Origin of the sequence: Paenibacillus sp. UMB4589-SE434 (genome assembly GCF_030226685.1) — a bacterium.
Classification (GTDB): Bacteria; Bacillota; Bacilli; order Paenibacillales; family Paenibacillaceae; genus Paenibacillus_B.
In genome coordinates, this window is record NZ_JASOYK010000001.1 from 877,397 (window position 1) to 903,644 (window position 26,248).

Annotated in this window: 23 protein-coding genes; 16 read left to right on the top strand and 7 right to left on the bottom strand. The window is 41.1% G+C overall.

The window, feature by feature from the left end:
- Positions 1–286: 286 nt before the first annotated feature.
- The 6 genes from QP775_RS03645 (at position 287) to QP775_RS03670 (ending at position 6,937) form a co-directional block, all read left to right on the top strand.
- Positions 287–415, top strand: coding sequence for a hypothetical protein (locus QP775_RS03645; RefSeq protein ID WP_285103680.1), 129 nt, complete (start codon positions 287–289; stop codon positions 413–415).
- A gap of 539 nt (positions 416–954) precedes the next feature.
- Positions 955–2,187 (top strand): cytochrome P450 family protein, encoded by a 1,233-nt coding sequence (locus QP775_RS03650; protein ID WP_285103682.1) that lies wholly within the window; start codon positions 955–957, stop codon positions 2,185–2,187.
- Positions 2,188–2,649: 462 nt separating this feature from the next.
- On the top strand, positions 2,650–4,197 hold the full coding sequence (locus QP775_RS03655) for an ABC-F family ATP-binding cassette domain-containing protein (protein ID WP_285103684.1): 1,548 nt from the start codon (positions 2,650–2,652) through the stop codon (positions 4,195–4,197).
- A gap of 6 nt (positions 4,198–4,203) precedes the next feature.
- Positions 4,204–5,403: an MFS transporter gene (locus QP775_RS03660; protein ID WP_285103686.1), complete on the top strand. Its 1,200-nt coding sequence runs from the start codon at positions 4,204–4,206 to the stop codon at positions 5,401–5,403.
- Positions 5,404–5,563: 160 nt separating this feature from the next.
- The gene (locus QP775_RS03665) at positions 5,564–5,914 is read left to right on the top strand and encodes a VOC family protein (protein WP_285103688.1); all 351 of its coding nucleotides are present in this window, start codon (positions 5,564–5,566) and stop codon (positions 5,912–5,914) included.
- A gap of 96 nt (positions 5,915–6,010) precedes the next feature.
- Complete coding sequence (locus tag QP775_RS03670; protein WP_285103690.1) at positions 6,011–6,937, top strand: Gfo/Idh/MocA family protein; 927 nt, start codon at positions 6,011–6,013, stop codon at positions 6,935–6,937.
- A gap of 141 nt (positions 6,938–7,078) precedes the next feature.
- Here QP775_RS03670 and QP775_RS03675 read toward each other — a convergent pair whose 3' ends face one another.
- Complete coding sequence (locus QP775_RS03675) at positions 7,079–8,047, bottom strand: hypothetical protein (RefSeq protein WP_285103692.1); 969 nt, start codon at positions 8,045–8,047, stop codon at positions 7,079–7,081.
- 491 nt (positions 8,048–8,538) lie between these two features.
- Positions 8,539–9,471 (bottom strand): DMT family transporter, encoded by a 933-nt coding sequence (locus QP775_RS03680; protein ID WP_285103694.1) that lies wholly within the window; start codon positions 9,469–9,471, stop codon positions 8,539–8,541.
- Positions 9,472–9,587: 116 nt separating this feature from the next.
- On the opposite strand from QP775_RS03680, the gene QP775_RS03685 reads away from it, so the two are divergent.
- The 8 genes from QP775_RS03685 (at position 9,588) to QP775_RS03720 (ending at position 18,766) form a co-directional block, all read left to right on the top strand.
- Positions 9,588–10,994, top strand: a complete 1,407-nt coding sequence (locus tag QP775_RS03685) for an aminotransferase-like domain-containing protein (RefSeq protein WP_285103696.1) — start codon at positions 9,588–9,590, stop codon at positions 10,992–10,994.
- Between the two features lie 285 nt (positions 10,995–11,279).
- Positions 11,280–11,951: a response regulator transcription factor gene (locus QP775_RS03690; RefSeq protein ID WP_239330859.1), complete on the top strand. Its 672-nt coding sequence runs from the start codon at positions 11,280–11,282 to the stop codon at positions 11,949–11,951.
- Positions 11,948–13,372 (top strand): sensor histidine kinase, encoded by a 1,425-nt coding sequence (locus QP775_RS03695; RefSeq protein WP_285103698.1) that lies wholly within the window; start codon positions 11,948–11,950, stop codon positions 13,370–13,372. Before QP775_RS03690 ends, QP775_RS03695 begins: the two co-directional genes overlap by 4 nt.
- Before the next feature lie 128 nt (positions 13,373–13,500).
- Complete coding sequence (locus QP775_RS03700; RefSeq protein ID WP_285103700.1) at positions 13,501–14,367, top strand: carbohydrate ABC transporter permease; 867 nt, start codon at positions 13,501–13,503, stop codon at positions 14,365–14,367.
- A gap of 59 nt (positions 14,368–14,426) precedes the next feature.
- Positions 14,427–15,269 (top strand): carbohydrate ABC transporter permease, encoded by an 843-nt coding sequence (locus QP775_RS03705; protein ID WP_285105681.1) that lies wholly within the window; start codon positions 14,427–14,429, stop codon positions 15,267–15,269.
- Between the two features lie 46 nt (positions 15,270–15,315).
- Positions 15,316–16,449, top strand: coding sequence for an efflux RND transporter periplasmic adaptor subunit (locus QP775_RS03710; RefSeq protein WP_285103702.1), 1,134 nt, complete (start codon positions 15,316–15,318; stop codon positions 16,447–16,449).
- Positions 16,450–16,469: 20 nt separating this feature from the next.
- Complete coding sequence (locus tag QP775_RS03715) at positions 16,470–17,804, top strand: ABC transporter substrate-binding protein (RefSeq protein WP_285103704.1); 1,335 nt, start codon at positions 16,470–16,472, stop codon at positions 17,802–17,804.
- A 305-nt stretch (positions 17,805–18,109) separates the two neighbouring features.
- A complete protein-coding gene (locus tag QP775_RS03720) occupies positions 18,110–18,766 on the top strand; it encodes a fibronectin type III domain-containing protein (protein ID WP_239330872.1) in 657 nt (218 codons plus the stop codon).
- A 141-nt stretch (positions 18,767–18,907) separates the two neighbouring features.
- Here the strand turns inward: QP775_RS03720 and QP775_RS03725 are convergent, their stop codons facing one another.
- The 4 genes from QP775_RS03725 to QP775_RS03740 form a co-directional block, all read right to left on the bottom strand.
- Positions 18,908–19,273, bottom strand: a complete 366-nt coding sequence (locus QP775_RS03725; protein ID WP_285103707.1) for a hypothetical protein — start codon at positions 19,271–19,273, stop codon at positions 18,908–18,910.
- 163 nt (positions 19,274–19,436) lie between these two features.
- Positions 19,437–20,168 carry a YjjG family noncanonical pyrimidine nucleotidase gene (locus QP775_RS03730; protein ID WP_285103709.1) on the bottom strand — a complete coding sequence of 244 codons (732 nt, stop codon included), beginning with the start codon at positions 20,166–20,168 and terminating at the stop codon, positions 19,437–19,439.
- Positions 20,169–20,343: 175 nt separating this feature from the next.
- On the bottom strand, positions 20,344–21,348 hold the full coding sequence (locus tag QP775_RS03735) for a cation diffusion facilitator family transporter (RefSeq protein ID WP_285103711.1): 1,005 nt from the start codon (positions 21,346–21,348) through the stop codon (positions 20,344–20,346).
- Between the two features lie 288 nt (positions 21,349–21,636).
- Positions 21,637–22,803, bottom strand: coding sequence for a multidrug effflux MFS transporter (locus QP775_RS03740; RefSeq protein ID WP_285105683.1), 1,167 nt, complete (start codon positions 22,801–22,803; stop codon positions 21,637–21,639).
- Between the two features lie 441 nt (positions 22,804–23,244).
- Here QP775_RS03740 and QP775_RS03745 point away from each other — a divergent pair, with 441 nt between their 5' ends.
- Positions 23,245–24,444, top strand: a complete 1,200-nt coding sequence (locus QP775_RS03745) for an MFS transporter (RefSeq protein ID WP_285105685.1) — start codon at positions 23,245–23,247, stop codon at positions 24,442–24,444.
- A 111-nt stretch (positions 24,445–24,555) separates the two neighbouring features.
- Here QP775_RS03745 and QP775_RS03750 read toward each other — a convergent pair whose 3' ends face one another.
- Positions 24,556–25,344, bottom strand: coding sequence for a YheC/YheD family protein (locus tag QP775_RS03750; RefSeq protein ID WP_285103713.1), 789 nt, complete (start codon positions 25,342–25,344; stop codon positions 24,556–24,558).
- A 150-nt stretch (positions 25,345–25,494) separates the two neighbouring features.
- Here QP775_RS03750 and QP775_RS03755 point away from each other — a divergent pair, with 150 nt between their 5' ends.
- Positions 25,495–26,211, top strand: coding sequence for a YdeI/OmpD-associated family protein (locus tag QP775_RS03755; RefSeq protein ID WP_285103715.1), 717 nt, complete (start codon positions 25,495–25,497; stop codon positions 26,209–26,211).
- The last annotated feature ends 37 nt before the right edge of the window (positions 26,212–26,248 follow it).

The following is a 26,248-nucleotide window of genomic DNA, read 5'->3' on the forward strand; positions in this document are numbered from 1 at the left end:
AAACTAAATTTATGCATAGCCAGCATTTAAATGCTGGCATATCCATCTTGGTGTGCACTAAATAAATTTCATACTAATGTAATATCAATAAATACCATAATATACCATTAATTTAATGACACCATTTATCTCTATTGCTTCAATACCATCTTTATTCTCCTCTAAATAAAAAACTCACAATATAAGCTGTGCGCAAGCGAAGGCGCGGGAACTAACGTGCAGGATAATTGAGTAGCCTCACTAAGTACATAAGATTTGTTCCACAGAGAGAACAGGAGGAACATAAGTGAAAGATCATTGGGAACGAACAGGTAAGCATACGCAGCTTACTCTCGAGACCCTGAATATTATGATTAGCCATGCTTTTCGGGACAGGTGCCTCTATAAGCTTACCAGTGGTCTGGTGCAATTCTAAATGAAAATGGCGTCTATTATCTGAGTTAGAAGATACAATTTCTTTGTCTGATTTAATAAATCGTTCGACAGCGCAAATGCCAAACCGGATTGCAGATCTAAGGCGTCTAATCATGCAGACGATTCAATGAGGTTACATATTGTGTGGTAACCTCCCGGAATCAACCGCTTTAATAGGTTAAGAGGGATTAATCCTCTAAATGAGAACCCGATCAAAGCACCTTCAAGTCAATGCTTTCATGTCGCAAGATATGGGGGCAATTTTGAAGGTGTTTTGTGCAAGTGCGAGCTATCTCATGGAAGTGTGCACATAGATCTTCAAATGAGCAATAAACTAAAATGAAGCATTAAGAAAATATTTTTTTGTTCCATAATAATGACAAATTTGATATTGACCACAATGGTCAATTTTGTTATTATCAAATTGACTAATGTGGTCAAAACCAATATTTAGTAATTGTTAACAGGGGAGGAATTCTGTTAATAGCTGCTTATGTGCGTGAATTGATGGTGTGATCCAATCCAAAGGGTGTGTATCTAATGAATCCGATAACGATAGGTGATTTTTATTTGCCAGAAACGATGAAGGATCCGATTACGTTTTATAAGCGGTTAAGGGAACAGCAAGAGCCTATTATCTACCTTGATGACGTATATGGTATGGGGGGAGCCTGGGTTGCCTTAAATTATGACGATGTTGCAGTTATTTTAAAAGATGAGCGGTTTGTTAAAGATACCCGTAAATTTGTGCAGCAGCAACACAATAATTATTCGTCCGAAGAACAGTCATCCACTCATAAAATGCTTGCCCGTTTAATAACGATGCCGAACATGCTTATGGTTGATCCACCCGATCACACTCGCTTGCGTAGGTTAGTCTCCAAGGCATTTACTCCACGTATGATCGAAGATTTGCGTCCACGTATTCAACAGATTACTAATGAATTGTTAGAGGCTGTACAAGGCAAGGGGAGAATGGATCTTATTGCAGACTTTGCTTACCCATTGCCTATTATCGTTATTTGTGAAATGTTGGGTGTTCCTGCTTCTGACAGAGATCAATTCCGCGTATGGACACAGACCCTAATGAGTTCTGCTCTAAACCCGAATCAAGGAGAAGCCGTCCTAACATCACTCGATCAATTTGTTCAGTATATTAAAGTGTTACTAGTCCAGAAAAGGAAAAACCCCGGTCATGACCTGACAAGCGAAATGCTAAATGCCCAGGAACAAGAAGACTCGCTAAGTGAGGATGAGTTGATTTCTACTATCTGGCTGCTCCTTATCGCAGGACATGAGACAACGGCCAACCTGATAGGCAATGGCATGCTTGCATTGCTGCAGCATCCCGAGCAGATGGATATGCTCCGAAAAGATTATTCTTTATTGCCATCAGCAGTGGAAGAAATGTTGCGTTATGCCGGGCCGATTATGTTAGGGAGCCGTATTGCAGGAGAAGACATCACTTTGAATGGAAAAAGGATCTACAAAGGGGAAATGGTACTTGTCTCTTTGGCTGCCGCTAACTTGGATTCACAGAAATTTATTGAACCCGATGTGTTTAATATTACACGTGAGGAGAACCAGCATCTGGCCTTCGGGAAAGGTATCCATCATTGTCTGGGTGCACCATTAGCTCGGCTTGAAGGTCAGATTGCTATAGGCACGCTGTTGCAACAATTTCCTCATTTATGCTTGCTAAATGACCCTCATGAATTAACTTGGACATTCAGTAAAGTTCGATCCCTTGCAAGTCTGCACGTGACATTCTAGTTTGATTAATTGACGTAGTGTCCATCGTATGTTGAGAATGTTGACGAGTAACCAGATCCGTACTACAATATCACAAATGAAAGGGTGTTATTGTAGTATGGACCGCTTAAACACAGTTAAACGATATCCGAAACGCTGCTCCGAACAAATGGATAAATACGATGAGACGTTGTCCGGAGCTTAATCAAAAGCGTAATTGCTTTTATTTCATCGACTGATAGCAGGTTAAATTTGGTGTGAATTCTCACGCTTATTTAGTTGTGCTTTCAGTCGGTGTTACAGATTAAGAGGCTGTAGACATGTTTTGTCTGCAGCCTTTTGTGATATAACCGATTCAGTCCGTTGCTGAATTTGGTATAGCTGTACCGTCTTGACGCGTACATCAAGCAGAAGGCTTGCCCCAACCAGGGTGCGATGCTTTCTGCTTTTTTTATTTTATATGCGAGAAAAGAGGAGTAATAGATGAGTATACTTCATGTTAGTCATATGTCCCATGCTCATGGTGACAAAATATTATACAAACAAGTGAATTTCGAGCTTTACAAAGGCGAGCATCTTGGTATCGTTGGACAAAATGGTACGGGGAAAAGCACCTTGATTCGTATTCTAACTGGTGAAATTGTCCCAGACAGTGGCTGTGTGCGTTGGCAATCGAGCATCAAAATCGGTCATCTGGATCAATATGCAGAGATCTTTGGCAGTGACACTGTGAAGCATTATCTGCAATCGGCCTTTGTCGAGTTGTATGATCTGGAGCGAGAATTACACTCGTTATACGAGGAAAGTGCCGTAACTGGTGATGAAATGTATTTGCATAAAGCGGCAGAGGTTCAGGAACGTCTGGATCTATTAGGATACTATTCCATTGATAGTAGTATCAATAAAGTGATCCAAGGACTGGGTCTTGATGCGATCGGTATTGATCGTCCGATTGAGCTTTTGAGCGGCGGACAGCGTACCAAAGTTATTCTGGCAAAGCTGCTTTTGGAACAGCCTGACGTGCTGTTGTTAGACGAGCCCACCAACTATTTAGATCGAACCCATATGGAGTGGCTGGCTCAATATTTAAATTCAAGCGAACAAGCCTTTATTGTAGTTTCACATCACGCGGAGTTTCTTGAGCAAGTTACGACCAGCATTTGTGATATTGAAGGGCAAACGGTTAAAAAATATTATGGAAAATACTCCGAGTTTCTGAATCAAAAGGCTCATTTACGTGAAGATCATATTCGTCAATATCAGGCTCAGCAGAAGAGAATTGAACAGACGGAGAACTTTATTCGCAAAAATATTGCAGGTACCAACTCTAGAAATGCCCGAGGTCGCCGCAAGCAGCTCGACCGGTTAGAACGAATCGCAGCGCCAATATTCATAACCAGGCCTTCATTTCGATTTCGTGAATGCCCACTTTCTGTTCATACGGCACTTGAAGTAAACAAGCTTGAAGTTGGTTATGATACTCCCTTGCTGCCGCCGATGACCTTTGTTGTTTTCAGCGGTCAGAAGCTTGTCATAACAGGTTTTAATGGAATCGGGAAATCGACACTGCTTAGAACGTTGTTAGGTAAGCTGAAGCGTGTATCAGGGAGCTTTCAATTGGCCGATCAGGTTAAAATTGGATACTACGATCAGGACTTAAAATGGGAAAATGACAGCATAACCCCGCTGCAAATAATAGCTGAACGTTATCCGCACATGAGCGTGAAGGACATACGCCGTTATCTGGCACAGTGTGGAGTCAAAGATAGCCATGTCGTGCAAGCCATTGGATCATTAAGCGGAGGTGAGCAATCCAAGGTTAAGCTGTGCAGCTTAATGCTAACAGATTGTAATATGCTAATACTCGATGAACCGACCAATCATTTAGATGCGGAGACTAAAAAAGCGCTCCAACAAGCTTTAATTAGATTTACAGGAAGCATTATTCTTGTATCGCATGAGGAAGCCTTTTATCAAACATGGGTTGATCAGGTGTCCAATATCGAACAATTTAATGATAGAGGAGAATAAATCAGCATGGCAACAAACATAAATTCCGGATGGAATCAGAGAATCACTTTATTTCTAACTGCTCAAACTATATCTTTATTTGGTTCCTCTTTGGTCCAGTATGCGATTATTTGGTATATTACGTTACAAACTTCTTCAGGCATCATGTTGACGTTATCAACCGTTTGTGGCTTTCTTCCGCAAATCGTGATCTCCTTGTTTGCCGGAGTCTGGATTGATCGATATAATCGTAAAAAATTGATAATGTTGGCTGACGGTGCGATCGCTGGATCAACACTCATTCTTGCCATATTGTATTGTGCAGGATACGAAGATATTGTGCTGCTTTATCCATTGCTGCTCGTTCGTGCGGCAGGCACTGGCATACAAGCACCTGCTGTAAATGCACTTATTCCTCAAATTGTGCCACAAGATAAACTGATGAAGGTAAGCGGAATAAATAGCAGTATTTCATCTCTGATGATGTTTCTTTCGCCGGCAGCGGGTGGTGTGATGTTATCTATTGCTCCTTTGGAAACTGTGTTTATGGTAGATGTCATTACGGCAGTCGTAGGAATTAGCATTATGCTTATAATCGAAGTACCTACATTAACAAGACCGGATGGTCTGCACAACTCCAACTGGCATGAGATTAAGCGGGGATTTATTTATATGAAAGAGCATACCTTCATCAAACGATTGCTTATGTTCATATTTATTGTTCTCATATTAATTAGTCCATCTGCTTTTCTAACACCATTAATGGTGAGTCGCTCCTTTGGTCCAGAAGTGTGGCGATTAACGATTAGTGAAATGACGTTTAGCGCAGGCGCACTTCTCGGTGGTGTGTTGATTGCAGCTTGGGGAGGCTTTCGTAATCGGATGCATACTACCCAGTTGGCGTGTGCACTATATGGGCTCTTCATGATCGGACTCGGGAGTTCTCCCGTGTTTATCGTGTATTTGGCAGCAAACTTCCTTATTGGCATCACAATGCCATGTTTTAATTCGCCGATAACGGTGTTCATACAAGAAAGGGTGGATCCACACATGCATGGACGTGTGTTTAGCCTAATGCAAGTGTCCAATTCATGCGCCTTGCCACTTGGTATGATGCTGTTTGGTCCATTAGCGGATAGAGTTCCAGTGGAGCACATACTCCTTGTTTGTGGATCTTTGGTTATGGGGTGCGCTGTCCTATTTATTGTCGTATGCGATTCCGTGTGAGCAGCAGCGTACAATGATTGTGTGCTGTGTGCTTGGTTAATTTATCTTATATGACGGGTTTGTCGCCATATTACAATAACAAACAGCCCGAAGATTCTCATTTGCATCAATGTGCTATGATGAGCAGGTAAAAAATCCTAGACAAAGGATGTGTAACAATATGAAGCTGAATCATGTTAATCTAACTGTGACGGACGTCCCCGCAGCCCAGCATTTTTTAGAAACCTATTTTGGGCTTAAAAGGATGGATACAGGCCAGAACTTACGTGAAAGCTCGTTTTCAGTACTGATTGACGACGATGGATCCGTCATTACTTTAATGAAAGGCACCGAGGTTAATTACCCCAAAACGTTTCATATTGGGTTTATGCAGGAGAATGAAGATCAAGTGAACGCATTGAATCAACGTTTGAAGGATGATGGTTATCAAGTTGCTCCACCACGAAGATCACACGGATGGACATTTTATGTTAAAGCTCCGGGCGGCTTTACAGTCGAGGTGCTTGCCTAAGGAAGGATAACTTCTGCGGTATAGAAACGATCATTGTGAGGTGTGGCACAAGGGATTACCATTTCCATCTATAGGTAACAGGAGGCTTCAGCACCCATGAATAAGAGAATCGGTATAATTGGTCTTGGGGATATTGCACAAAAAGCATATCTCCCCGTACTCACACAGCTTGATCATGTAGAGATTGTAGCTATTATGGCTCGCACGGATAAAACTGTTGAAAATGTCGGCAAGCGCTATCGGATAGATGGTCGATATACGGACGTAGAATCGCTGTTGCAGCAGGGACTTGATGCAGTCTTTATTCACACGCCAACCGAAGTCCATGAACAAATCGCGATCCAGTGTCTTGAAAGAGGCATTCACGTGTATATCGACAAGCCGTTGTCCTATCAAATTGATGCTTCAAAAAGAATGATGGAAGCATCGGCGAAGTATAATCGGCTTCTCGCGGTAGGTTTTAACCGTCGCTTTGCGCCTATGTATCAACAAGCAAAGGCTTGGCTTGACGAAGTAGGAGGATTTGACTTATGTATCGCCCAGAAACATAGAACGAAGCAGCAGAAGCTGAGTGCCAAAGAGACGTTGTATGACGATCTTATCCATATGATCGACTTACTTCTATGGTTTGGTGCTAAACCTTATGAGATTGCTTCATATATTCAAGAGGCGGATGAGCAGAATCGTTTATTACACGCGACAGGTCAGCTTACATTTGGCCATTCATCAGCACTGTTTAGTATGAATAGGAGAGCGGGAGCTGACATCGAAAAGGTAGAACTCCATGGTGGCGGCAGATCCGTTGAAATCTTAAATTTGGAAACTGCTGAGTGGAGTGACCGATTAACCGGCCAACAAGTAAAAAAATTTGGAAGCTGGAATTCCATTGGTGAACGACGAGGATTTGCTGGTGTAATCCAACACTTTCTCGAGTCTCTTGACCAACCTGAGCGATGCAGCATTCGGGCTGATCAGGTAATGGAATCTCATTTACTTATAGAGAAGTTAAATCTTACTAAATAATAGACACAAATGCAGGTTTTGTTGATTTAACACGGTATAATATCGAAAAGAAGCGCCATCCGGACATCAATCCGAGTGGCGCTTATTACATGAAAGTATCATAAATAATAATGATAATAGAGCATCGCTTGGTAGGTGGAATTACTTTATTGCCTTACTTTGAACGGGCTGCTCCACCTGAATGGAACTTAATGGACTTAATAGATGAAGATTTGAACTATTATAATTAATATTTACGTAATCATCTTTATAGGGTGAAATAGGGTTATTTGCACTATATACGCTAATTTTATTTGCATACTGCGAAGGAATAGACGTGCCGAACTCTTCGATCTTCTTCGCTAGTGGCTTTGCATATGTGTCATTCCATGGATACCATGTTCCGTTCGTTCCGATTACCCACCCTTTTTGGAATTGAGCATTCCAGGCATAAGACCCATCAGCTATGTACTGATTGGTTGGGAGATTACTAGCCATTGCAAACTCACGTGTCCATGAGGCGCCCTCGTTCTTAACTTTGTTCGCGACAGTTGTTGTAATCGGAACATCGGATCGGACTAATAAGGTCCCACTTTCATTGTATACCTCATAACGGAGTCCAGGTCCTTTTGTTAAATCGGTAATATAGGCATTCATTTGTAATAGCTGATTAGCTTGATGGTTAAGCACAGTGCCCGATTTACCCGTATTCAGAGAGGCCGCAGGAGTACCGATTGTAATGGATTGGTTACCTGAAAGGGCAGACCATACTTTCCAAGGTTCATCTGACCTTACTGCAGTTGCACCTTTCGCTAAATACTCAACTTTCCAGCCGCCATCTAAAAACATGAGACCAATATCCATGATTGCATACGGTTCGGTTACTTCGAAGGTAAAAAAGATGGTAGGTATGGTTGCAGGTGAAGCACCATCTGGGAGAGTAATTCCGGTATGCGGGTTGGCATACATATAATCGGGCATTTTGAAAAATGAATTGACTTGTTTGTAAGTCGCATTTTTTGTCTCGTAAGAAGAAAAGGCCCCATTTGCGAGAAGAGTAGAAGGCAGTATAAATAGGAGTAGTAGAGTTAATAAAAATACTCTTTTTGGTGTATCATTTTTGATTGTCAAGGGAGATCACCTCTGATTTTTTTATTTGATAGCTGGCCAGCTACTCAAACCAAAGAAAAGCAGGTTAGGGTAATAGGGGTTACCTATACAAATCTATATATCGGCTTTCAGGAACAAGCGTGGTAAAGCAGAGCCTATAATAGGTGTCAGCGGGGAGCAGTTGCAGCAGCAATACTCATGCGAGGTACGATCAGGTGTGTAAATATACCAATAATATACTTAATTATCCTAACACCACCTTTTTAAGTATACAATAGGTAATTAGATGCATACGACTGCAGCGCTTATTCGACTTTATCAGATCATTTGAGACATTATCCTAATCGTGCTGATCGTTGGTGTTTTATAGAAAAAGCAAGTCTGAGCGCGTACTTCAGCAAACTTTCCGTACATACATTAAGAGCCTTGGATGCAAATGGCTATCCAAGGCTCTTAAACGAGGTACACTTATGGAAACGAGTTGCGCTAATATAACTGCATAGTCAAGCATGTCAGGAAGAGACATTCTGAAGCTTTGTCATTTCCGGTTGTGGTTTCCTTAGCAATTGCTTTAAACTATCAAAATTAACAAGCACAGTGCCCACGATAATCGTAATGGCTCCGACAATGGTTAACCAGGTAATGGATTCACCATAGAACAGCACCCCAATCGTGAGTGCAATTAATGGCGAGATGTAAAGCCAGGTTGAGGCAAAAATCGGGCTCGTCTTGGCGACTAGCCAATAGAATAGACTATGACCAATCATCGAACCGATGACAATGAGATAAAGCATGGAGCCAATCGCTTCTGCTGATTGTAAACTCTGAAACTGCCACTGTTCTGTACATGCAGACAGCAAGAGCAATAGTGCACCACCGTACATCATTTGAGCTGCATTTAGAGCAATGGGTGATGTTTCTGGGAAACGTTTCGTCACGCTTTTTGAATAAATGGCTCCGAATGAATAGAACAGTTGACCAATTAAGATGATAAAACTGCCGACAAGCAGCCATATATTTGCTGATAACGTAATCGTAGGTAAAATAATTAGCGTCACGCCAATAAGGCCAATGATGCAGCCAATTAAAGAACGCCGTCTAGGCGACTGACGCATGATGATGACTTGCAGCAACAGAATCATTATCGGAGCAGTGGCTGAAAATACGGCTGCAATTCCTGAGGTAACGTATTGTTCCCCCCAATACAAGGCTGCAAAGGTACCAAATGTTAAACCAATTCCTGTGAGCAGCATTTCCTTACGCAGAAGGAGCGAGAAGCTTGCTTTTTTCCTCCACATCATCCAGACGAATAAAAGTAGACCTGCCACAAAAAAGCGGATACCCGAAGATAAAAATGGTGGTGCAGAGGCATCAACACCGATCTTGATAGCTAGAAATGTTGTACCAAATATGAGACATACGAGCAAATAATTTAAGATGACCATAATTTCTCCCCCTCTGTGAATGATCATACACCTTAAGCTATAGAACAGATAAATACGAACAGAACAGATGAACCGTCATTAGTGTACAATAGTGAATTAAAGGGGAGGTGGCTTGCATGCTGTTTAAACAAGTATACGATCACATTATCGCGAGGATTAGCAGAGGCGAATGGAAAGTACATGATAAGCTGCCTTCGATTCGACTGCTAGCCCTCGAATTGGGTATTAACAGACTGACTGTATTTAAAGCGTATCAATTGTTGAAAAAGAATGGTGTAGCCTATGTCAAGGAAAAGTCGGGCTATTACGTAAGTCCTGAGCAAGTGGATCAATCTTCGTATGAGCATGACGCGAGCTTGGCTATCGAATGTTCTGCTGTACAGTTAAACAGCAAATTATCTGACATCCATAGAGTAACCGCTGCCTATCAATTCTCACAAGCACTGATAGATCCTAATTTGCTGCCCAACTTATTTTTGTCTGAGTATGTGAAGAAGGTATTTGATATATATCCCAAGCTAATGGGGACTTATTCGACTGCACAAGGGGATGAGGAGCTGCGTGATGTCCTTTGCCAATATGTTAAACGAAAATATCGGGTTCATTTGCATACCAATGAAGTGCTGATCACGACAGGTGCACAGCAGGCCATAGACTTGCTGTCCAGGCTATTTGTAAGACCGCTAGATGCGATATTGGTGGAGCGACCGACTTACAGCGCTGCAATTGATGTATTCCAGGGCCAAGGTGCTAGATTAATTTCGGTTGATATATCGCCAAAAGGGTATGATTTGGACAGGGTAGAAATGTTGATGAGAAAGCACAAACCGCGCTTCTTTTATATGAATCCTACTTTCCATAATCCAACAGGGTATACCGTGCCGATCTCTCAACGGAAGCAGCTTGTAGAGTTGGCTGAAAGGTATCGCTGTTTGATCATTGAGGATGATGCATTTCACGAGATGTATTTTGATGAACATCCCCCTCCACCCTTATTCACATACGATACAGAAGGATGGGTTGTATATCTCCGGAGTTTCAGTAAGTATGTAGCACCAGGTTTACGAATTTGCGCCGTATTTGCCCGAAAATCTGTGATAGAGCCACTTATAAAGGTCAAATCATTGGCTGACAACGGAACGCCGTTAGTGACCCAGAAAATATTCGTCCATTACTTTCAGTCCGAGCGGATGCAGCAGCATCTGGAAAAGCTGCGTATTGCACTTCAAATCAGGAGAGATATTATGGAAGAAGAATTAGCAATGGCACCGATCGATTGGAGATGGACCACTCCTAATGGTGGGCTCAATCTATGGCTCCAGCTGCCAGGCACTATTCCCGTAAGAGCATTGTTAGATGAGTGCTTCCGACGATCGATATCCTTTGTACCTGGTCAGATTTGTGATCCATTGGATGAGATGCAGTCTTGGATCAGACTGAGCTATTCATTTGTAAATGAGGAACAAATACGTGCCGGAATTCGACAATTTGCGGAGATCGCACAACAAATACAGGAACAGTAAGTTCGAAAACAGACAAATATGTAATACAAAAGCGATATCTAGACGACGATATCGCTTTTTGTACTTTACACAATGTGCGCAGTAGTTTTCCTTCATGTTGCTTAGAATGTCAAGCAGATCTGAAGAAACGCTAAAGGCGAACGTAACTTTGCAGTGAGAGTTATGAGAGCGACATTTCCTATCTTCATTACAACTTCAGTTAAATTTCATCTGGATTTCATACAGCTTTAGTATACTCGTGGATGCACTAGCTGAGATTAAAATTATACATCGAGGTGAGCATAAGTGGCAGTAAACATTCTGGTTATCGAAGATGATCTTTATATTCAAGAGCTTATTCAAGAATTTCTTCGAGCTCAAGATTATGTTGTAGAAGTAGCTAGTGATGGAAGTGAAGGGTACAACAAGTTTCAACAAGGTACGTTTGATCTGGTCCTGCTGGACGTTATGCTGCCGAACATGGATGGTTATTCCGTGTGTAGAATGATTCGCAACAAACACTGCACACCCGTTATCATCATGACTGCGTTAAGTGAAGAGAAAGACCAGCTCAAAGCATTCGAGCTGGAAGCAGATGACTTCATTTCAAAACCGTTCTCTTTTAATGTGCTTGTCAAACGAGTCGAAGCTATCCTGCGGCGGTCTAAAACAGAGACCAAGCCCAAAGAGCTGTATTTTGACCGTCTCCGCTTGGATTGTGATAGCTATAAAGCTTATATTGATCAATCACTTATTGAAATCACAGTTAAGGAATTTAGCATACTTCAATACTTTTTAGAAAATGTGGGTCGAACGATTACGAGGGAGATGCTGCTGGATCGGATTTGGGGATATGATTTCTATGGAGATACGCGGATTGTAGACGCACATATTAAAAATATTCGAAAAAAGTTAGGATTGCCTTACATTCGAACGGTTAAAGGAATAGGTTACATTATAGATGGTGGTGAAAGTTGAAACGTCGTGGGATTACATTCAAAATATTTATAGTCACTACCATCTTACTTGTCGTGTCGGCTCTGATTTTATATCTTACGCTTTATTTTTTACTTCCTCCTTATTATTATCATACCAAAAAAGCAAAGCTTGAGGCTGGCGTGCATACATTAGTCTCCCAAATCGAAGCGAGCAAATGGGACAAGGCAAAAGACATACTGAAGGAGTTTGAACATCAGTACAACGCCAGTGTAATGGTTCAAAGTGAGAAAAATCAAATCATTTTTCCTAATGTTGTTTTTCTCAAAGATACTGATAACGCTAAAATAACGGGCTCCACTTTGCCTCCTGTAGTAAGAGATGATACTTTTAATAAAATGATGCCTGTTTCTTTTGTAGGTGATCGTGAGCGATATCGTTTGATGGTCATGGCATCACTCCAGCCTGTTGATGAGGCAGCAACCGTTATATTGACGTTTCTACCCTACATGGTAATCGTAATTCTACTGCTTTCCTTTGTTGGTGCATATGTGTATTCTCGACTCATTGCACGACCACTGCTTGGCCTAAATGTTATGGCTAAAAAGATGGCCATGCTTGATTTCAGTACAGATTTCGCCTTCAAGTCAAATGACGAAATTGGAGAGCTGGCAAGTTCATTAAATAAGCTGTCTCGCAATCTGCAACGCTCAATGGAGGAGCTTCATCTGGCTAATTCACAGCTGACTGACGACATCAAAAAAAAGGAAGAACAAGAAATCCAGCGACGGGAGTTTGTTGCGATGATTTCGCATGAATTGAAAACCCCGATTACTGCGGTATCAGGCCAATTGGAGGCTATGATTCATAATATTGGACCTTACCGCAATCGAGATAAATATTTGCTGCAATCACATCAAATTACGCAAGAGATGGAGAAGCTTGTTCATGAGATACTTGATATTTCGAGCCTAGAAAGCCAGGAGTTCAGGCCGCAAATCCGAACTTTGAATGCTACGCTGCTGCTGACAAATATAATAGAGAACTATCAATATTTTTGTGATACCCGAAAGATTAAGCTTGTAAGCGACATAGCGGAGAACGTCACGCTGCAGGCTGATGAACGTTTGTTGTCTAAAGCAGTGTCCAATGTATTAAGCAATGCAGTCAAATATACCCCTAAGGGGGAGGTAGTAAGTGTACACCTTTTTAAAACTTTGGATGGCATACAACTGGATGTAATGAATTCAGGCACGCATATCGAAGCGAATGAGCTACCTCATCTGTTCAAACCTTTTTATCGACTAGAGAAGTCACGAAGCCGCACGACAGGAGGCAGTGGACTTGGTTTATACATTGTACAAAAGGTATTGGAAGCTCATCATGCCCAGTATAAATTAACAAATGAAGCCAATGGCGTAAAGTTTTCTATGAGTTTCCCAAGAACCTGGAACGATACTTAGTTCCGGGTTCTTTTTCTTATTCCATTCATACGTAATTCATATGAACTTCAAGTTGACCCAATATACTAGGCTCCATAGAAGCGGGAAACATACCGATTGATGATGTTACCGATATGGAGGAGAAGCTTATGAATATACACCGTGTAAAGATTAAGGAGATGTTAACTGCTTGTTGCTTTCTCGCTCCAAGTCTTATCGGTTTTGCGTTGTTTTATTTAATTCCATTTGGTACAAGCATCCTGTACGCCTTCCAGGATCGTCTCACAGCTGCATGGACGCTCGTCAACTATTCAGATTTGCTTTCCAGCTTGTCATTTCAAAAAGCAGCAGCAAATACCATCCGATTTACCGCTATAAGCGTACCGTTGCTTGTTACTTTCTCACTCATTGTGGCAATGCTGTTAAACCAGCGTGTGTTCTTCAGAAACTGGCTGCGTACAGCATATGTGCTGCCATTGATCGTGCCGGTGGCTTCCATCGTGCTCTTTTGGCAGATCATGTTTGATTGGAACGGGGTATTAAACGCTTTTTTGCAATACGCAGGTTGGAGTCGCATCGATTGGATGAAATCAGAATGGTCTGAGGCGGTTATCATCCTTATCTATGTATGGAAGAACATGGGATACAATGTTGTTTTGTTTCTGGCGGGCCTACAAAATATTCCTGAGCAATATTATGAAATCGCAGATCTGGAAGGGGCAGGGCCAATACGTAAGTTGTTTGGCTTCACGTTAATCTATTTGACACCTACGATGTTCCTGGTCATCCTGATGTCCGTATTAAATTCATTCAAAGTGTTTCGGGAGACGTATCTCATAGCTGGAGCTTATCCGCAAGATCGCATTTATATGCTGCAGCACTATATGAACAATATGTTCTTATCGCTGGACATTCAGAAGTTATCTGCAGCAGCGACACTTATGGCAGTCTGTATTGTTGTATTGGTTGCTTGCTTGTTCCTAATTGAGCGCATGTTCCGCTCATTTATGGAGTAAGACGCATAACTACATGGGATCAGGAGGTTGCACAAGTGGGCAAGAAATTTAAAGAAAATATGCTGTCACTCTTACGAACGATGGGATTAACGATGTTTGCACTTCTTTTATTTGTCCCGATTCTAGTTACAGTTGTTAATTCTTTGATGCCAGAACGAGAGATTTCCGCAAATTACGATATGCTCGGAAGTTCGAACAGGAACGATTTCGTTAACTTGAAGCTGATTCCCGATTGGGTCTCCTTTGGACAATATTTTAAGGTGCTCGTATCCACATCGGGATATTTACACATGTTCTGGAACTCTGTGTACATGGTTGTGCCAATAATAATCGGGCAGGTGGCAGTGGGGGCATTAGCAGCCTACGCTTTTGCAAAATTTCGTTTCCCGGGTAAAGAGTTATTGTTTTTCCTTTACCTGACAGCGATGTTAATGCCATTTCAAGTCACGCTTGTACCCAATTATTTAATGGTAGACCGTCTTGGACTTTTAAATAGTTCCAGTTCCATCATTCTCCCAGGGATATTCGCTGCGTTTGGGGTGTTTTTGCTAAGGCAATTTATGCTCCAGATTCCCACGGCCTACATGGAAGCTGCCAAAATAGATGGCGCGAGTTATTTACGCATCTTTGTGTCTATTGTATTACCAATGGTCAAACCAGGGATTGCAGCACTTATTGTACTGTTATTCGCTGACAACTGGAATATGGTCGAGCAGCCGCTCATCTTTCTCCGTGATGCGGAATTACAACCGCTCTCCGTATTTCTGTCCAGCCTGCAGAAGGAAGCCTTCGGGGTTACATTTGCCGCTTCTTGCCTTTATATGGCGCCTATGGTGCTGCTATTTCTAAATACGGAGAAGTATTTTATTGAAGGGATTCAACTTTCCGGTATTAAAGGGTAACGCCTCTTAACATCGATCATTCACCACAGTACAGGGAGGAATTGAAATGCTGGCTATACGCCGCCATCTACTGCGTTATTTGTTTATTGCGTTTTTTGGGCTATTGGCTGTGCTGACCTTGTTCAGCAATACCTTTCAAACGATGATGCTGCCAAAAGTGACGACAGAAAATGCCGCTGCCAAAACGTTATCTCTAGTCATTGAAGGTAGTGGGACGATCACCTATAAGGAGCAGCAAGATTTGATTAGTGACAGTAGCACAAAAGTGACCAAAGTTCATGTTAACAAAAACGATGATGTTAAGAAAGGCCAAGTACTTGTAACATTCGATAATTCTGCACTTAAGCAGCAGTTGCTAGATGAAGAAGATGGGCTGAAAAGGCAGCTGTTAGATATCGATGCACAAAGAGAACAATACATTGCTGCAAAAAGAGAAGAAGATGAAGAGGCATTACGGCAGGTAAAGCGTGAACTTGACAAACAACAATTAAGTGTAAATACACAACAACGAAAGATTGATAGCTTGCGCAGTGATTTGTCAAAAAATAATACGATAATGGCTCCTTATAGTGGGCGGGTATTGGATATTCAAGCGAGAGAGGGCGGGATACTCTCCAATGGATCGACAGCGCTAACCCTAGCAAAATCCAGCGCTGGATTCCATTTTTCATTTGCCACAGATGTAAACTCATCTGAACTCATGCAGCTGGGCGAAAGTGTACAAGTCCGTGTGAAAGATGAAAAAGAATGGACGGTGACGGGTACGATCACAAAAATCAAGGAAAGTTCAACACCTGATAATCAGGGGGCAAAAGGAGAAATAGGTGCTATGAACAACGAGCAGGAGGATACGAAGAAGATCATTGAGGTCACGATGAAGGATAACAATTTGAAAGGAGGTGAGCAGGCAAGCATGTACATCGACAAACCGCTTAAGCAGCAAGGGTTGGTCTTACGTAAAGAGGTCCTTAAGAAAGATAGTACAGGAAGTTATGTATTTGTTGTGCGAGAAAAGAAAAGTCCGTTAGGCAATACGTACACCGCACAAAAAACACCTGTGAAGACGGGAAGTGAAACAGAAGATGAGGTAATTATACTATCTGGTCTTACCCCAGTAGCGGATATTATTGTAGAAATGAGTGAACCGTTGCAAGATGGCAACCGGGTTCGACTAAATTAAAAAGGAAAGGAATGATAATAATGAACAAAAAATGGTTGCTACTCTTTATAATCGCCATGTTATCTATAACGGCTTGTACGTCAAATCATGCAGATCCTGTATCGAATTCTTCCCCTTCTCCTGAAGCTGGAGGCAAGAAAACAGTCGTAGTTTCCGTATTGCATGTAAACCCTTTTCTAGAAACGGTCGTTGAAAAGTTCGAGGCCTTGCATCCTGACATTCATATCGAACTTAAAAGCTATCCCATTAGCGGTGGCTTGATAATGACTGGATTAGAGACTGAGAAGTATGTGCAATCGGTACTCACTGAAGCGATGTCCGGGAAAGGAGCGGATTTGATAGACATGAGAAACTTGCCAGAAGACAAATTGGTGGATAAACAGGTATTGGCTAACTTAAATGATCTCATGACAAATGATTCGTCGTTTGATAGGCAACAGTATTTCCAAAACATTTTCCAGTCTCCACAAGGTGCTGAAGGTCTGTATTCCATGCCTGTTAATCTGATGCTGGATATGATGGTGGGTAAGCCCGACCTTTTGAAAAAGGTGAACGCTAACATTGACGATGGGACATGGACATGGGAGCAGCTTAAGGATATCACTAAGAAGGTACAGGTTCAGCAAGGCAAGGAAATATACGCCTTTGCCGGACTTCCACCAGAGATGATCATGTCTTACTTCCTTGAGGATAGCTATCGAGAATTTGTCCTGGATAATCAGCAAGCCAACTTTGACTCCAATGAATTCAGATCACTTATGCAAAATATTAAAGCGATGTACGATGAAGGGCTGATAAATGCCAATGACGAGAACCAAGAGGGTATGAGTACTTCCGGTGACGGAAATAAAAATAGCTTGTTCTCTTATACGGGAAGTAACAGAGCAGAAACTCTATTGAGCAAATTAGTAGATTCGAATAGTCAAATGTTCCAAAGACCAACGATCAGCGGTCAACCTCGCGGTTGGACTTACAAATCTAGCAACAGCTTTGGTATGAATCGTAACTCCAAAGTTCAAAAGGAAGCTTGGGAATTTCTGAAGTTTATGCTCACAGAAGAGGTGCAAGCTTCAGACTACATGATGGGGATTCCCCTGCATAAGGGAGCAAATGAGAAAAAGCTTCAGGAAGCAGCGCAAAAATTGGCTGCAACTGTGCCGGATGCCAAGTTATTGGAGGAACAAATTCAGTACGCGCAAAAAGTCCTTGAGACAGCACACCCAAGCTTTTCTATTGATAAAAAAATCGAGACTATCGTCCAAGAAGAGTTTGATTCCTATATGAATGGCCAGAAGTCAGTGGAGGAAGTAAGCAAGTTGATCCAGAATAGAGTCAGTACCTATTTGAACGAGTAAAATCACTGACGGTAGGATGTAGAATAGAATCACGAACTAATAATCGCAGATGCCCGCCACATACTATGGGGCGGGCATCTGCGATTGGCTTTAGAATCAGGTAGTCAGCTTAACCACCCAAACATCAAAGGTGCTGGAGAATACACACTATGTTTAGCTGCTCTCTATTAATCAAATTTCTTTCCTGTAATCTATTATATTATCTTTATTAATATCACACATCGTGGTAAGCTCGATCATGTAATCAAATATGTAATAAAATGTATTTTATGATTAGAAACTCAAATGGGAAAGGTGGTAACGTTATGAGGAAGTGGATGATGGTTATTTGGGCAATGGTAATGGTTTTGTCGCTTAGCAGCTCTGTATTTGCAGACGGAAATTTTACAAGCAGCACCGTGAACTTAGGGAAGGATGCTAACGGAAAACGACAAGTACAAATCAGCTGGAATCCGCCGCCTGGTAAGGAAGTGAGCCATTATGAAGTAAAGCGGCATGACGTTTTTTATGCTTGGTTTTGGTGGGATATATGTAATAATACAACACAAACGACTTGCATAGACAACAAAATATCGCAGAAGGGAACATACGATTACTTTGTGATTGCACATCTAACGGATGGAACTAAGATTGAGGCACCGGTGTCGCGCATACCCGTAGCGGACTACTTGGGCGTGCCTGCTGTCCCGACCATAACCGTTTCTTCTTTGGGCAATCGAAATTATAAGGTCGGGTTCTCCATCACAAGCGGAAATAACGCGGACTTCTGGTATTTGTACCAAAACGGGAGCTGCACGTCTACCTGCTACCCTTTTCAAGATATATTAAATGAAAATGGAAACAATCCTCAATCTGCTTCTCTTACTCTAACACTCCAACCTGGAACTTACGTATATACTTTGAAACTAGTAAATACTTATGGGGTAACCTGGGCCGTTCCATACACCTTAGTTGTACCCTAAACCCTGATCCTAATCTAGCACTTCAAAAAAAGGAGCTGTTCTACAAGTCACAAAAATGCACTTGGGAAACAGCTCCTTTCGCTAATTGATTATGAATATTAGCATCAGATGAGTACCCGTCATTATAAATATTTTGTTGGTTTAGTTCAGGATTACTTTTTGCTGGGTAGAGTATACCCCGTTCTTTACGGTTTGAAAGATATACCAGTATTGTTTATTAGAATCAACATTAGTGTGATCCCAGAAGATGGTTGTTCCTTTGGTTAATACTTTTTTGAATACTTCGATTAAATTAGTCCTATTCAATTTGATTACCCGAATGTAATCATAGTCGGATGTAGGATTTGTCCACGTTATTGTAACAGGTGAATTGCTTGTAAGCTGAAGGTTGGTAACAGGATCTGGTGCGGCGGCCGAAGCAATTGGCACGATTGAAAACATCAAAATGAGGCATAGAAACAGGATACGGAAAACAGAACGTTCGGGCTTGGTACTTAATGAAAACATCCTTATTCCTCCTTTTGTATGGGACAAGATAAACACGATATTACAAGTACTCGATATTCCTCCTTTCTTAGACCTATAATTTGGATAGTTTTACCTATACCTACTTAACAATAACATCTTTTTGCTGTCTCAGGTTTAATTTTCTTACAAAATCAATAAATTCTTATGCTTGTGTGCACAACGATTGAGAAAAAATGCTATTGTTGTTTTCTGTTAAAATAGGATAGAGCTCCACAAGCTTTTGAATCTGATAGGTGGCAATAATATCCGAATGATTGGGTATCATTTCGGGGTTAAACCAACACGTATCTATTCCAGCTAGATGACCACCTTTTATATCCGCACTTAAGGAGTCACCAACAATTAAGGTTTGCTCCGCGGCAAAGTTAGGAATTCTTGCAAACACATAATCAAAATATTCCTTCATCGGCTTTTGAAAACCAGTATCCTCCGAAACAAAAATATCTTTAAACATTGGATATAGTCCCGAATCACGTAAACGCTTATACTGTGTTTTGGATACGCCATTCGATACAATATATAAGTCATATTTCTGATGAAGATCCATTATTAAATCAAAGGCACCATTAACAAGTTGATGTCCTTGTTCCAGATAAGTCCGGTAGTTATTTTCGAGTACAGTCCCATCCACGTCTTTGCCATATTGTTTAAATAAAATAGAAAAGCGAGTGTTTACAACCTCATCACGATCTAATTTCCCTTCCTCAAAGGATTTCCATAGCGCATGATTAATTTTTTTATAATTTGCTTCGATTTCGGGTGTCAGTAGAGCCTGTTCACCTTTAAACAACATCTCCAAAGCTAACTTTTCAGCCGCACCAAAATCCAATAGTGTATCATCTACATCAAATAGTAATGTTTTGTATTTTTGCAAAATAATCTACCCACCAATTCTCTATTTGCTATTGTCCATAATATGAAGTCCATCCTAAGCTGCATAACTTAAATAAGTCGTTAAATAAGTAATTCTTTGTTGCGTTGCTACAATAAAAGCGGCACATACATGCAGGGAATCGTTCCATGTCTGTATGTACCGCTATTGTGTTTATTTATGAAAATTCATTTAGAACATTCGGCGTCCAGTCTTTTACACCGTTGTCTTCAATAATACCCAGAACCACATCTGTAATATCTGGATCTGCAATCAGCTGATCTTGAACACGGAATTTGATATCATCAGCATCAGCTAACGATAAGCCTCTACGTAATTCAATCATAGCATCGACGTGGTAATAGCGACCTTCTTGAGTAATACGAAGATCATTGATATCGGTCACATCTTTATCAGAAAGAATAATTAAAGCCACTCTCTCAGCAACATCACGAGGGGCTGATACTCCGATTAACCCAACCATATTATCATAACCAACCCGGAATGCAACACCAACCATGAGCAGCCCAATGAGAATAGTGACAACTCCATCAAGTGCCTCAAATGAGGTTTGAGAGGTGACGATAACTGCGATCATCGCTAATAGTGCACCTGTCACAGCAACCAGGTCTTCGTAAAATACTAAGCGGGTAGGAGGAGCAGAACGACCCACATGTTTAAATGCTGCTGGAATAAATCCGAAGCCTGTTGTTTCAATTCTTGCTTCTTTGTTTATTTCTTTCATCGCTTTTAACAAGATTGCGCCATCAACAGCAAGGTTTAACAATAAAGCGGCAATGTTAATCCAAAACGCACCGCCAGCGCCAGCTTGCACAGGGTGCTGAATCAAATGCCAACCTTCTCGAACAGTCTCATAAGCCATGATTGTCACGACAATGACGGCAATCATACAAAAGATGTTTATTACTCGTCCAAATCCTGTAGGGAATTGACGGGTAGGTTTCTTTTCCGCAAGAATACTTCCTGCAAACACAAATCCTTGATTCACGCTGTCTGCTAGTGAATGCATAGCAGATGCAAACATTGCTCCGCTGCCGCTCATAGCTGCTCCTGTACCTTTAGCAATTGCAATAAAAGCATTGCCTACCATCGCGAGCGCAGAAGATTTGTTTCCTTTCTTAAGTAACTGTACTAAATTTTCGCGTTCCGGTTCGGGCTCCATTATTTCCTCCTAAATTCGTAAAAAGAATGATTGCATAATCTCAATTATTTTATAATACAACGTTTTATTCATCAATAAATAATATGAATAACTGACATAACAAGTTCAACAGTTAAATCGTAAATCTGTACAATGTATTATGCATTAGAATACAAATCATTCTTATTATGGTTACAAAAAGCAGCACTATAACTAGTGCTGCTTTTTTTAAGGATTAAGTTCTAAATTTAGCCCCTTAAATTCTCCTTTTGAAACAATACAAGTCCTTATTAAACTTAGCTATGATTGTTATCTTCTTATAATACGCTGCTCACTAACAATATAATGCTTCCCAAGCAGCCACATACCCCAACTTATCACCAAGAAATATAGTGGCATTGTTAATAGAGAGCCATTATGAAGAACACTCATTCCCCATGTTATCAAGCTAACGAGCAAGTAGTAACCTAGACTAAAAATAGCGCCCGCCGTTCCAACCACATCATGGAAACCAACAAGTGCAAGACTTAAACAGTTAGGCAGTGCAATCCCTGCGCCCAGCAGCATAATAAACATGGATCCTAATATGCATGTAATGGCCATGATTCTTGGTAGTGTGTCCACTGCACCAGCAACTGTCAATACAAGCGCTCCAACACCCATTACAAGAAGACCTGAATGAATGATTTGCTCAGGGGCATGCCTTGTTAATAGTCTTTTGGATATCATTGAACCGAAAATCGATGCCAAGGCAACCACAATCCCGAAGAAACCGTAAACACCTGGTGATAATTGGAAGTACTCAATAAATAAAAAAGGGGCCTCGGCATAATAGCTGAAAATAACGCCATTTATGCCTCCAATCAACGCGCCAAAGACTAGAATACGTTGTGACAACAACATTTGTTTAGCGGTCGATGCAAGAGCTACCTTTTTTCGTTCTGACTTATCAGTTGTTTCCGGCAACTTTAATAGGGCATAGACAAACAAAACAACACTCAAAATAACAAGCGTAAAGAATACCGACCTAAACCCTAGGGCTTGATCAATCCAGCCTCCGATGAGCGGTCCGATCGCGGGAGTAAATGCGATTACTGCAGATATCTGCGCAAACATGGTGTGCCGTTGCGTCCCTGATAGACTTTCACGAAGTATCGTTTGTGTAATGATCGATCCAGTAGCGGCACCAAAAGCTTGAATAAAACGACTTAGCAAAAGTGCATCAACAGATCCTGAGAAATAGCACAATAAACTTCCAATTCCATATAAAACAAGGCCACCCAGCATGGCTGGTCTTCGTCCAATATAATCCGATAACCAACCCCAGCAGAAAACACCCAGTGCAAATCCGATAAAGTAAATGCTTAAGGTTAGCTGGACCGCACTATTTGAGGCACCGAGCGTCAGCGATATATCGGGTAGTGAAGGTGTATAGATGGTTTCACTAATCTGCGGAAAAGCCACAAGTACGATCATTAATAACAAAGATGGGACTGCATTTTTTTTGGTTTTCACTTTATATTCGCCCTCCTACAAGCTTATATAACTTCGAAAAGTATAAGCTTAGCTAGGGAAACGGGGGCTTCATTATTCTAATTCGATTACATATACTCATTTTTAAGTTCACCTTGATCAATAAATGTAGGAGGACTAAACCAATAAATATCGCTATAGATTAGCGAATTATACCAAACATAAATATATCAAGTCTTACATATTCCTTTATTTAAGTCAAGTGTAGGAATCTTGTTACACTGCTTACTATTTTTAATACCATTAAATAAATGGAGAGACTATAATAAAATATAAGTGAATACATTTCATGATATTTTGACTTAAGCTTTGAATATAATACTGATTTGGAGGTTTAGGAGAGTGGAAAAGCGCTTCAAAAAGCCTGAAAGCAGGATTTATGCCATGCAGCTGGCAACGATTTTTTTAGGCTTTATTATTTTTGGGTTTTCAGAAAATATAAAAGGACCAGCAATCCCACGAATTCAATTTGATTTTATGTTAAATGAATCGCAGCTCGGTATGTTATTGTCGCTTAATGCATTGGGTTACTTAATAGCCTGTTCATTTACTGCTTTCCTGACGCGTAGATGGGGAATTAAAATTGTAAGTATTGCCGCCTTTGGGTCTATGCTCATTTCAGGTATTCTTATTTACTTTTCCCGAAGCTATCCGGCTTTTTCCGCATCTTATTTTCTAATGTATATCGGCAACGGGATGCTTGAGATTGCGCTTGCTATTCTAGGAGCACGGATATTCGTCAAAAATACAGGCACGATGATGAACTTAAGCCATGGTTTCTATGGGCTCAGTTCTACCGTCGCCCCCTTAATTGCAACAGGGCTTATGTCGGTGAGTGTGTTTGGATATACGCTGGATTGGCGCGGCATGTACCTCGTTATGTTATCGTTATCCATTGTTCCAATCTTATTTGCATGGCGAAGTACTTTCCCAAGCGATAATATATCACATGAAGATCATGTTTCACTAAAAACCTTGATGAAAGACCGTGCTCTATGGCTTATGGTGCTGATCCTCTCATTTGGTGTTGTATCGGAATTGGCTGTTGGTGGATGGTTAGTCAATTTCCTGGAAAAGGCTTATTCCTGGGATACGACTACAGCCTCAGGTATGTTGTCAGCTTTTTTCTTTTGTTTTGCGCTCGCAAGACTGCTATTGGGTCCACTAACCGATAACATTGGCTTTAATTTATCGCTTATTATTTTTTCCACGTTTTCTGCAATATGCACGTTTGCAGCCATCTTGGGTGGGGAACGATTAGCATTTTTGTTTGCAGGTGCTGGAATAGGTATTGCCATGATTTATCCCACGGTTATGGCTTTTATCGCGAAAAGGTATCCCAATGGGAGTGATACCGCTATCACGTTTACAGTCACCTTAATGGGAATAGGGAGTGTCATTGGCAATTATATGATAGGGGGAGTGATTGATGTTGTTAAACATCTATTCGGTGCGGATACTCAAATGGGCTTAATCCGCGGTCTCCAAGCTGGGTACGCATTCATCGGTTTGTGTGCCGCCATTTGTGCTGTATTCAGCTGTATTCTATTCCGATTTTTAAGAAAGAGAAACGAACTTATTTGATATTCATAAGTGTCCTTAACAACAGAACTTGTATTTCGTTGAAAAAGGACGATAGCCCGATGTTATTACACATTCGGGCTATCGTCCTTTTTGAGTGTTAAGCTTCATCGTTTATTTGGTTCGACCATAAGCTTTGGCATAACGTAAAATACGGCGATAGGCAGCGGGGTTAAATGTTCGGTAGACATATATAGCAGGTCTGGTGTTCACTTCTAAAATCCATGGCCGCATGCTTTTGTCGAGTGCGATATCAAGCCCCAATTCTTTCAAGCCTTTATAATTTTTACTTAACTGCTTGCCTACAGCTAATCCCATTTGGTTAAGCTCGCTGCGAAGTTGACGAATGGAGGACTGACTCATGTGAGGGCTCATTAAAGTAGACAAGGATTCCATTTTACCACCATTGCTTACATTCGTTACAATTTTATGAGCAGCTGCTTTCCGACCAAAGATGGACATCGCTTCCCAATTATGGTTCAAATTTTTTTGAACCAACACTCGAAGATCGAACTTTCTGCCTTTGTGGCTCAGCATGTGAATGCCCTGTTGCACCAAGTACTTTCGCTTTCCGATCCGTGACTTAATTTTATTGTGCAAAAGATCCATGGAAGGAAATGAGTGAGTAGAAACTCCTTCACTTAGTTCGAACGAAACATCGGAGCGTCTTTTAGCACGCATAACCCCTTTACCGTGGGTACCAGTGTCAGGCTTTACGTACACCATTTTGTATCTACCCAACATCTCTCCCAGGCGGCTGAAATTGTATTGGGCTGTTTCTGGAATGTAACGCTTCAATGAGGTGTTTTGCAGAACGCGGGTTTTTTTCCATTTACTAAATACATGTCGAGCAGACAAAAGAGCATCACCTTTTCTGAAAAAAATGTTTGTATCTGGCTGCACTGGCGTAAAAGGCTAACAATTTGATTAACAATATCAATGTATGACACGGGGCACGATTAGGAATGGACAAAAACCTATTTGGCATCTGCTAATGTCCTTGACAAGTAGCTGCTTGATTTGTCTTCAGCCACAATTAAATTATAATAAATGATGAAGAGCATTCGATTACAAGTAGGGGATGAACTACAGTTGCCTAAATCCATCGTAGAAAAGCTAAACTTACAAAGTTACAAACAAGCGGCCATTATAAATCAGCCGGAAGGAACCGATTATTTTAATGCGTTGACAAACTACGATACCTTTTTCAAGGAGAGAACGTACGATCTGATATTTGCTTTTGTATTAGACATGGAGTCCTTAAAGAACCTGGTCAACCTTGTTATCGAGCACCAGTATCTGAGTCAACATGGATATCTTTTTGCGGCATATCCTAAAAAGGGCAATAAAGTTTACCCAACGTTTATCCATCGCGATGATTTATTAACAGGGCTAGGCAGTGATGAGTCTGGATACATTGGATCAAGTAATATTAAGTTCGCACGTATGGTCGGGTTAGATGATGTCTTTACCGTGGTCGGTTTTAAAGAAGATGCTAAGCACAAGGGACGAATTTCATCCCAGTCAAGTCAATGTGTAGATGATTATATTTCTTTGATCCCATGCGTGGAAAGGGATCTTGAGGATAGGCCCGATTTGCTGAACTTATACCAATCGCTCACCCCTGGATACCGTAAAGATTGGGCACGTTACGTGCATAGTGCCAAGCAAGAAGCAACAAAAGTTAAACGCAGAGATGAAATGAAGATGATTCTTGAGGCGGGGTACAAGAGTCGCGAATTATATCGTAAAGCACATCCACAGACCTAAGACGCAAAAGCCATCAATCTTACAGATTGGTGGCTTT

Coding starts and splice junctions, on each gene's coding strand:
- QP775_RS03650 (WP_285103682.1), top strand. CDS start 955: ATGAATCCGATAACGATAGGTGATTTTTATTTGCCAGAAACGATGAAG.
- QP775_RS03655 (WP_285103684.1), top strand. CDS start 2,650: ATGAGTATACTTCATGTTAGTCATATGTCCCATGCTCATGGTGACAAA.
- QP775_RS03660 (WP_285103686.1), top strand. CDS start 4,204: ATGGCAACAAACATAAATTCCGGATGGAATCAGAGAATCACTTTATTT.
- QP775_RS03665 (WP_285103688.1), top strand. CDS start 5,564: ATGAAGCTGAATCATGTTAATCTAACTGTGACGGACGTCCCCGCAGCC.
- QP775_RS03670 (WP_285103690.1), top strand. CDS start 6,011: ATGAATAAGAGAATCGGTATAATTGGTCTTGGGGATATTGCACAAAAA.
- QP775_RS03680 (WP_285103694.1), bottom strand. CDS start 9,471: ATGGTCATCTTAAATTATTTGCTCGTATGTCTCATATTTGGTACAACA.
- QP775_RS03685 (WP_285103696.1), top strand. CDS start 9,588: ATGCTGTTTAAACAAGTATACGATCACATTATCGCGAGGATTAGCAGA.
- QP775_RS03700 (WP_285103700.1), top strand. CDS start 13,501: ATGAATATACACCGTGTAAAGATTAAGGAGATGTTAACTGCTTGTTGC.
- QP775_RS03705 (WP_285105681.1), top strand. CDS start 14,427: ATGCTGTCACTCTTACGAACGATGGGATTAACGATGTTTGCACTTCTT.
- QP775_RS03710 (WP_285103702.1), top strand. CDS start 15,316: ATGCTGGCTATACGCCGCCATCTACTGCGTTATTTGTTTATTGCGTTT.
- QP775_RS03715 (WP_285103704.1), top strand. CDS start 16,470: ATGAACAAAAAATGGTTGCTACTCTTTATAATCGCCATGTTATCTATA.
- QP775_RS03720 (WP_239330872.1), top strand. CDS start 18,110: ATGAGGAAGTGGATGATGGTTATTTGGGCAATGGTAATGGTTTTGTCG.
- QP775_RS03725 (WP_285103707.1), bottom strand. CDS start 19,273: ATGTTTTCATTAAGTACCAAGCCCGAACGTTCTGTTTTCCGTATCCTG.
- QP775_RS03735 (WP_285103711.1), bottom strand. CDS start 21,348: ATGGAGCCCGAACCGGAACGCGAAAATTTAGTACAGTTACTTAAGAAA.
- QP775_RS03740 (WP_285105683.1), bottom strand. CDS start 22,803: ATGATCGTACTTGTGGCTTTTCCGCAGATTAGTGAAACCATCTATACA.
- QP775_RS03745 (WP_285105685.1), top strand. CDS start 23,245: ATGCAGCTGGCAACGATTTTTTTAGGCTTTATTATTTTTGGGTTTTCA.
- QP775_RS03755 (WP_285103715.1), top strand. CDS start 25,495: ATGAAGAGCATTCGATTACAAGTAGGGGATGAACTACAGTTGCCTAAA.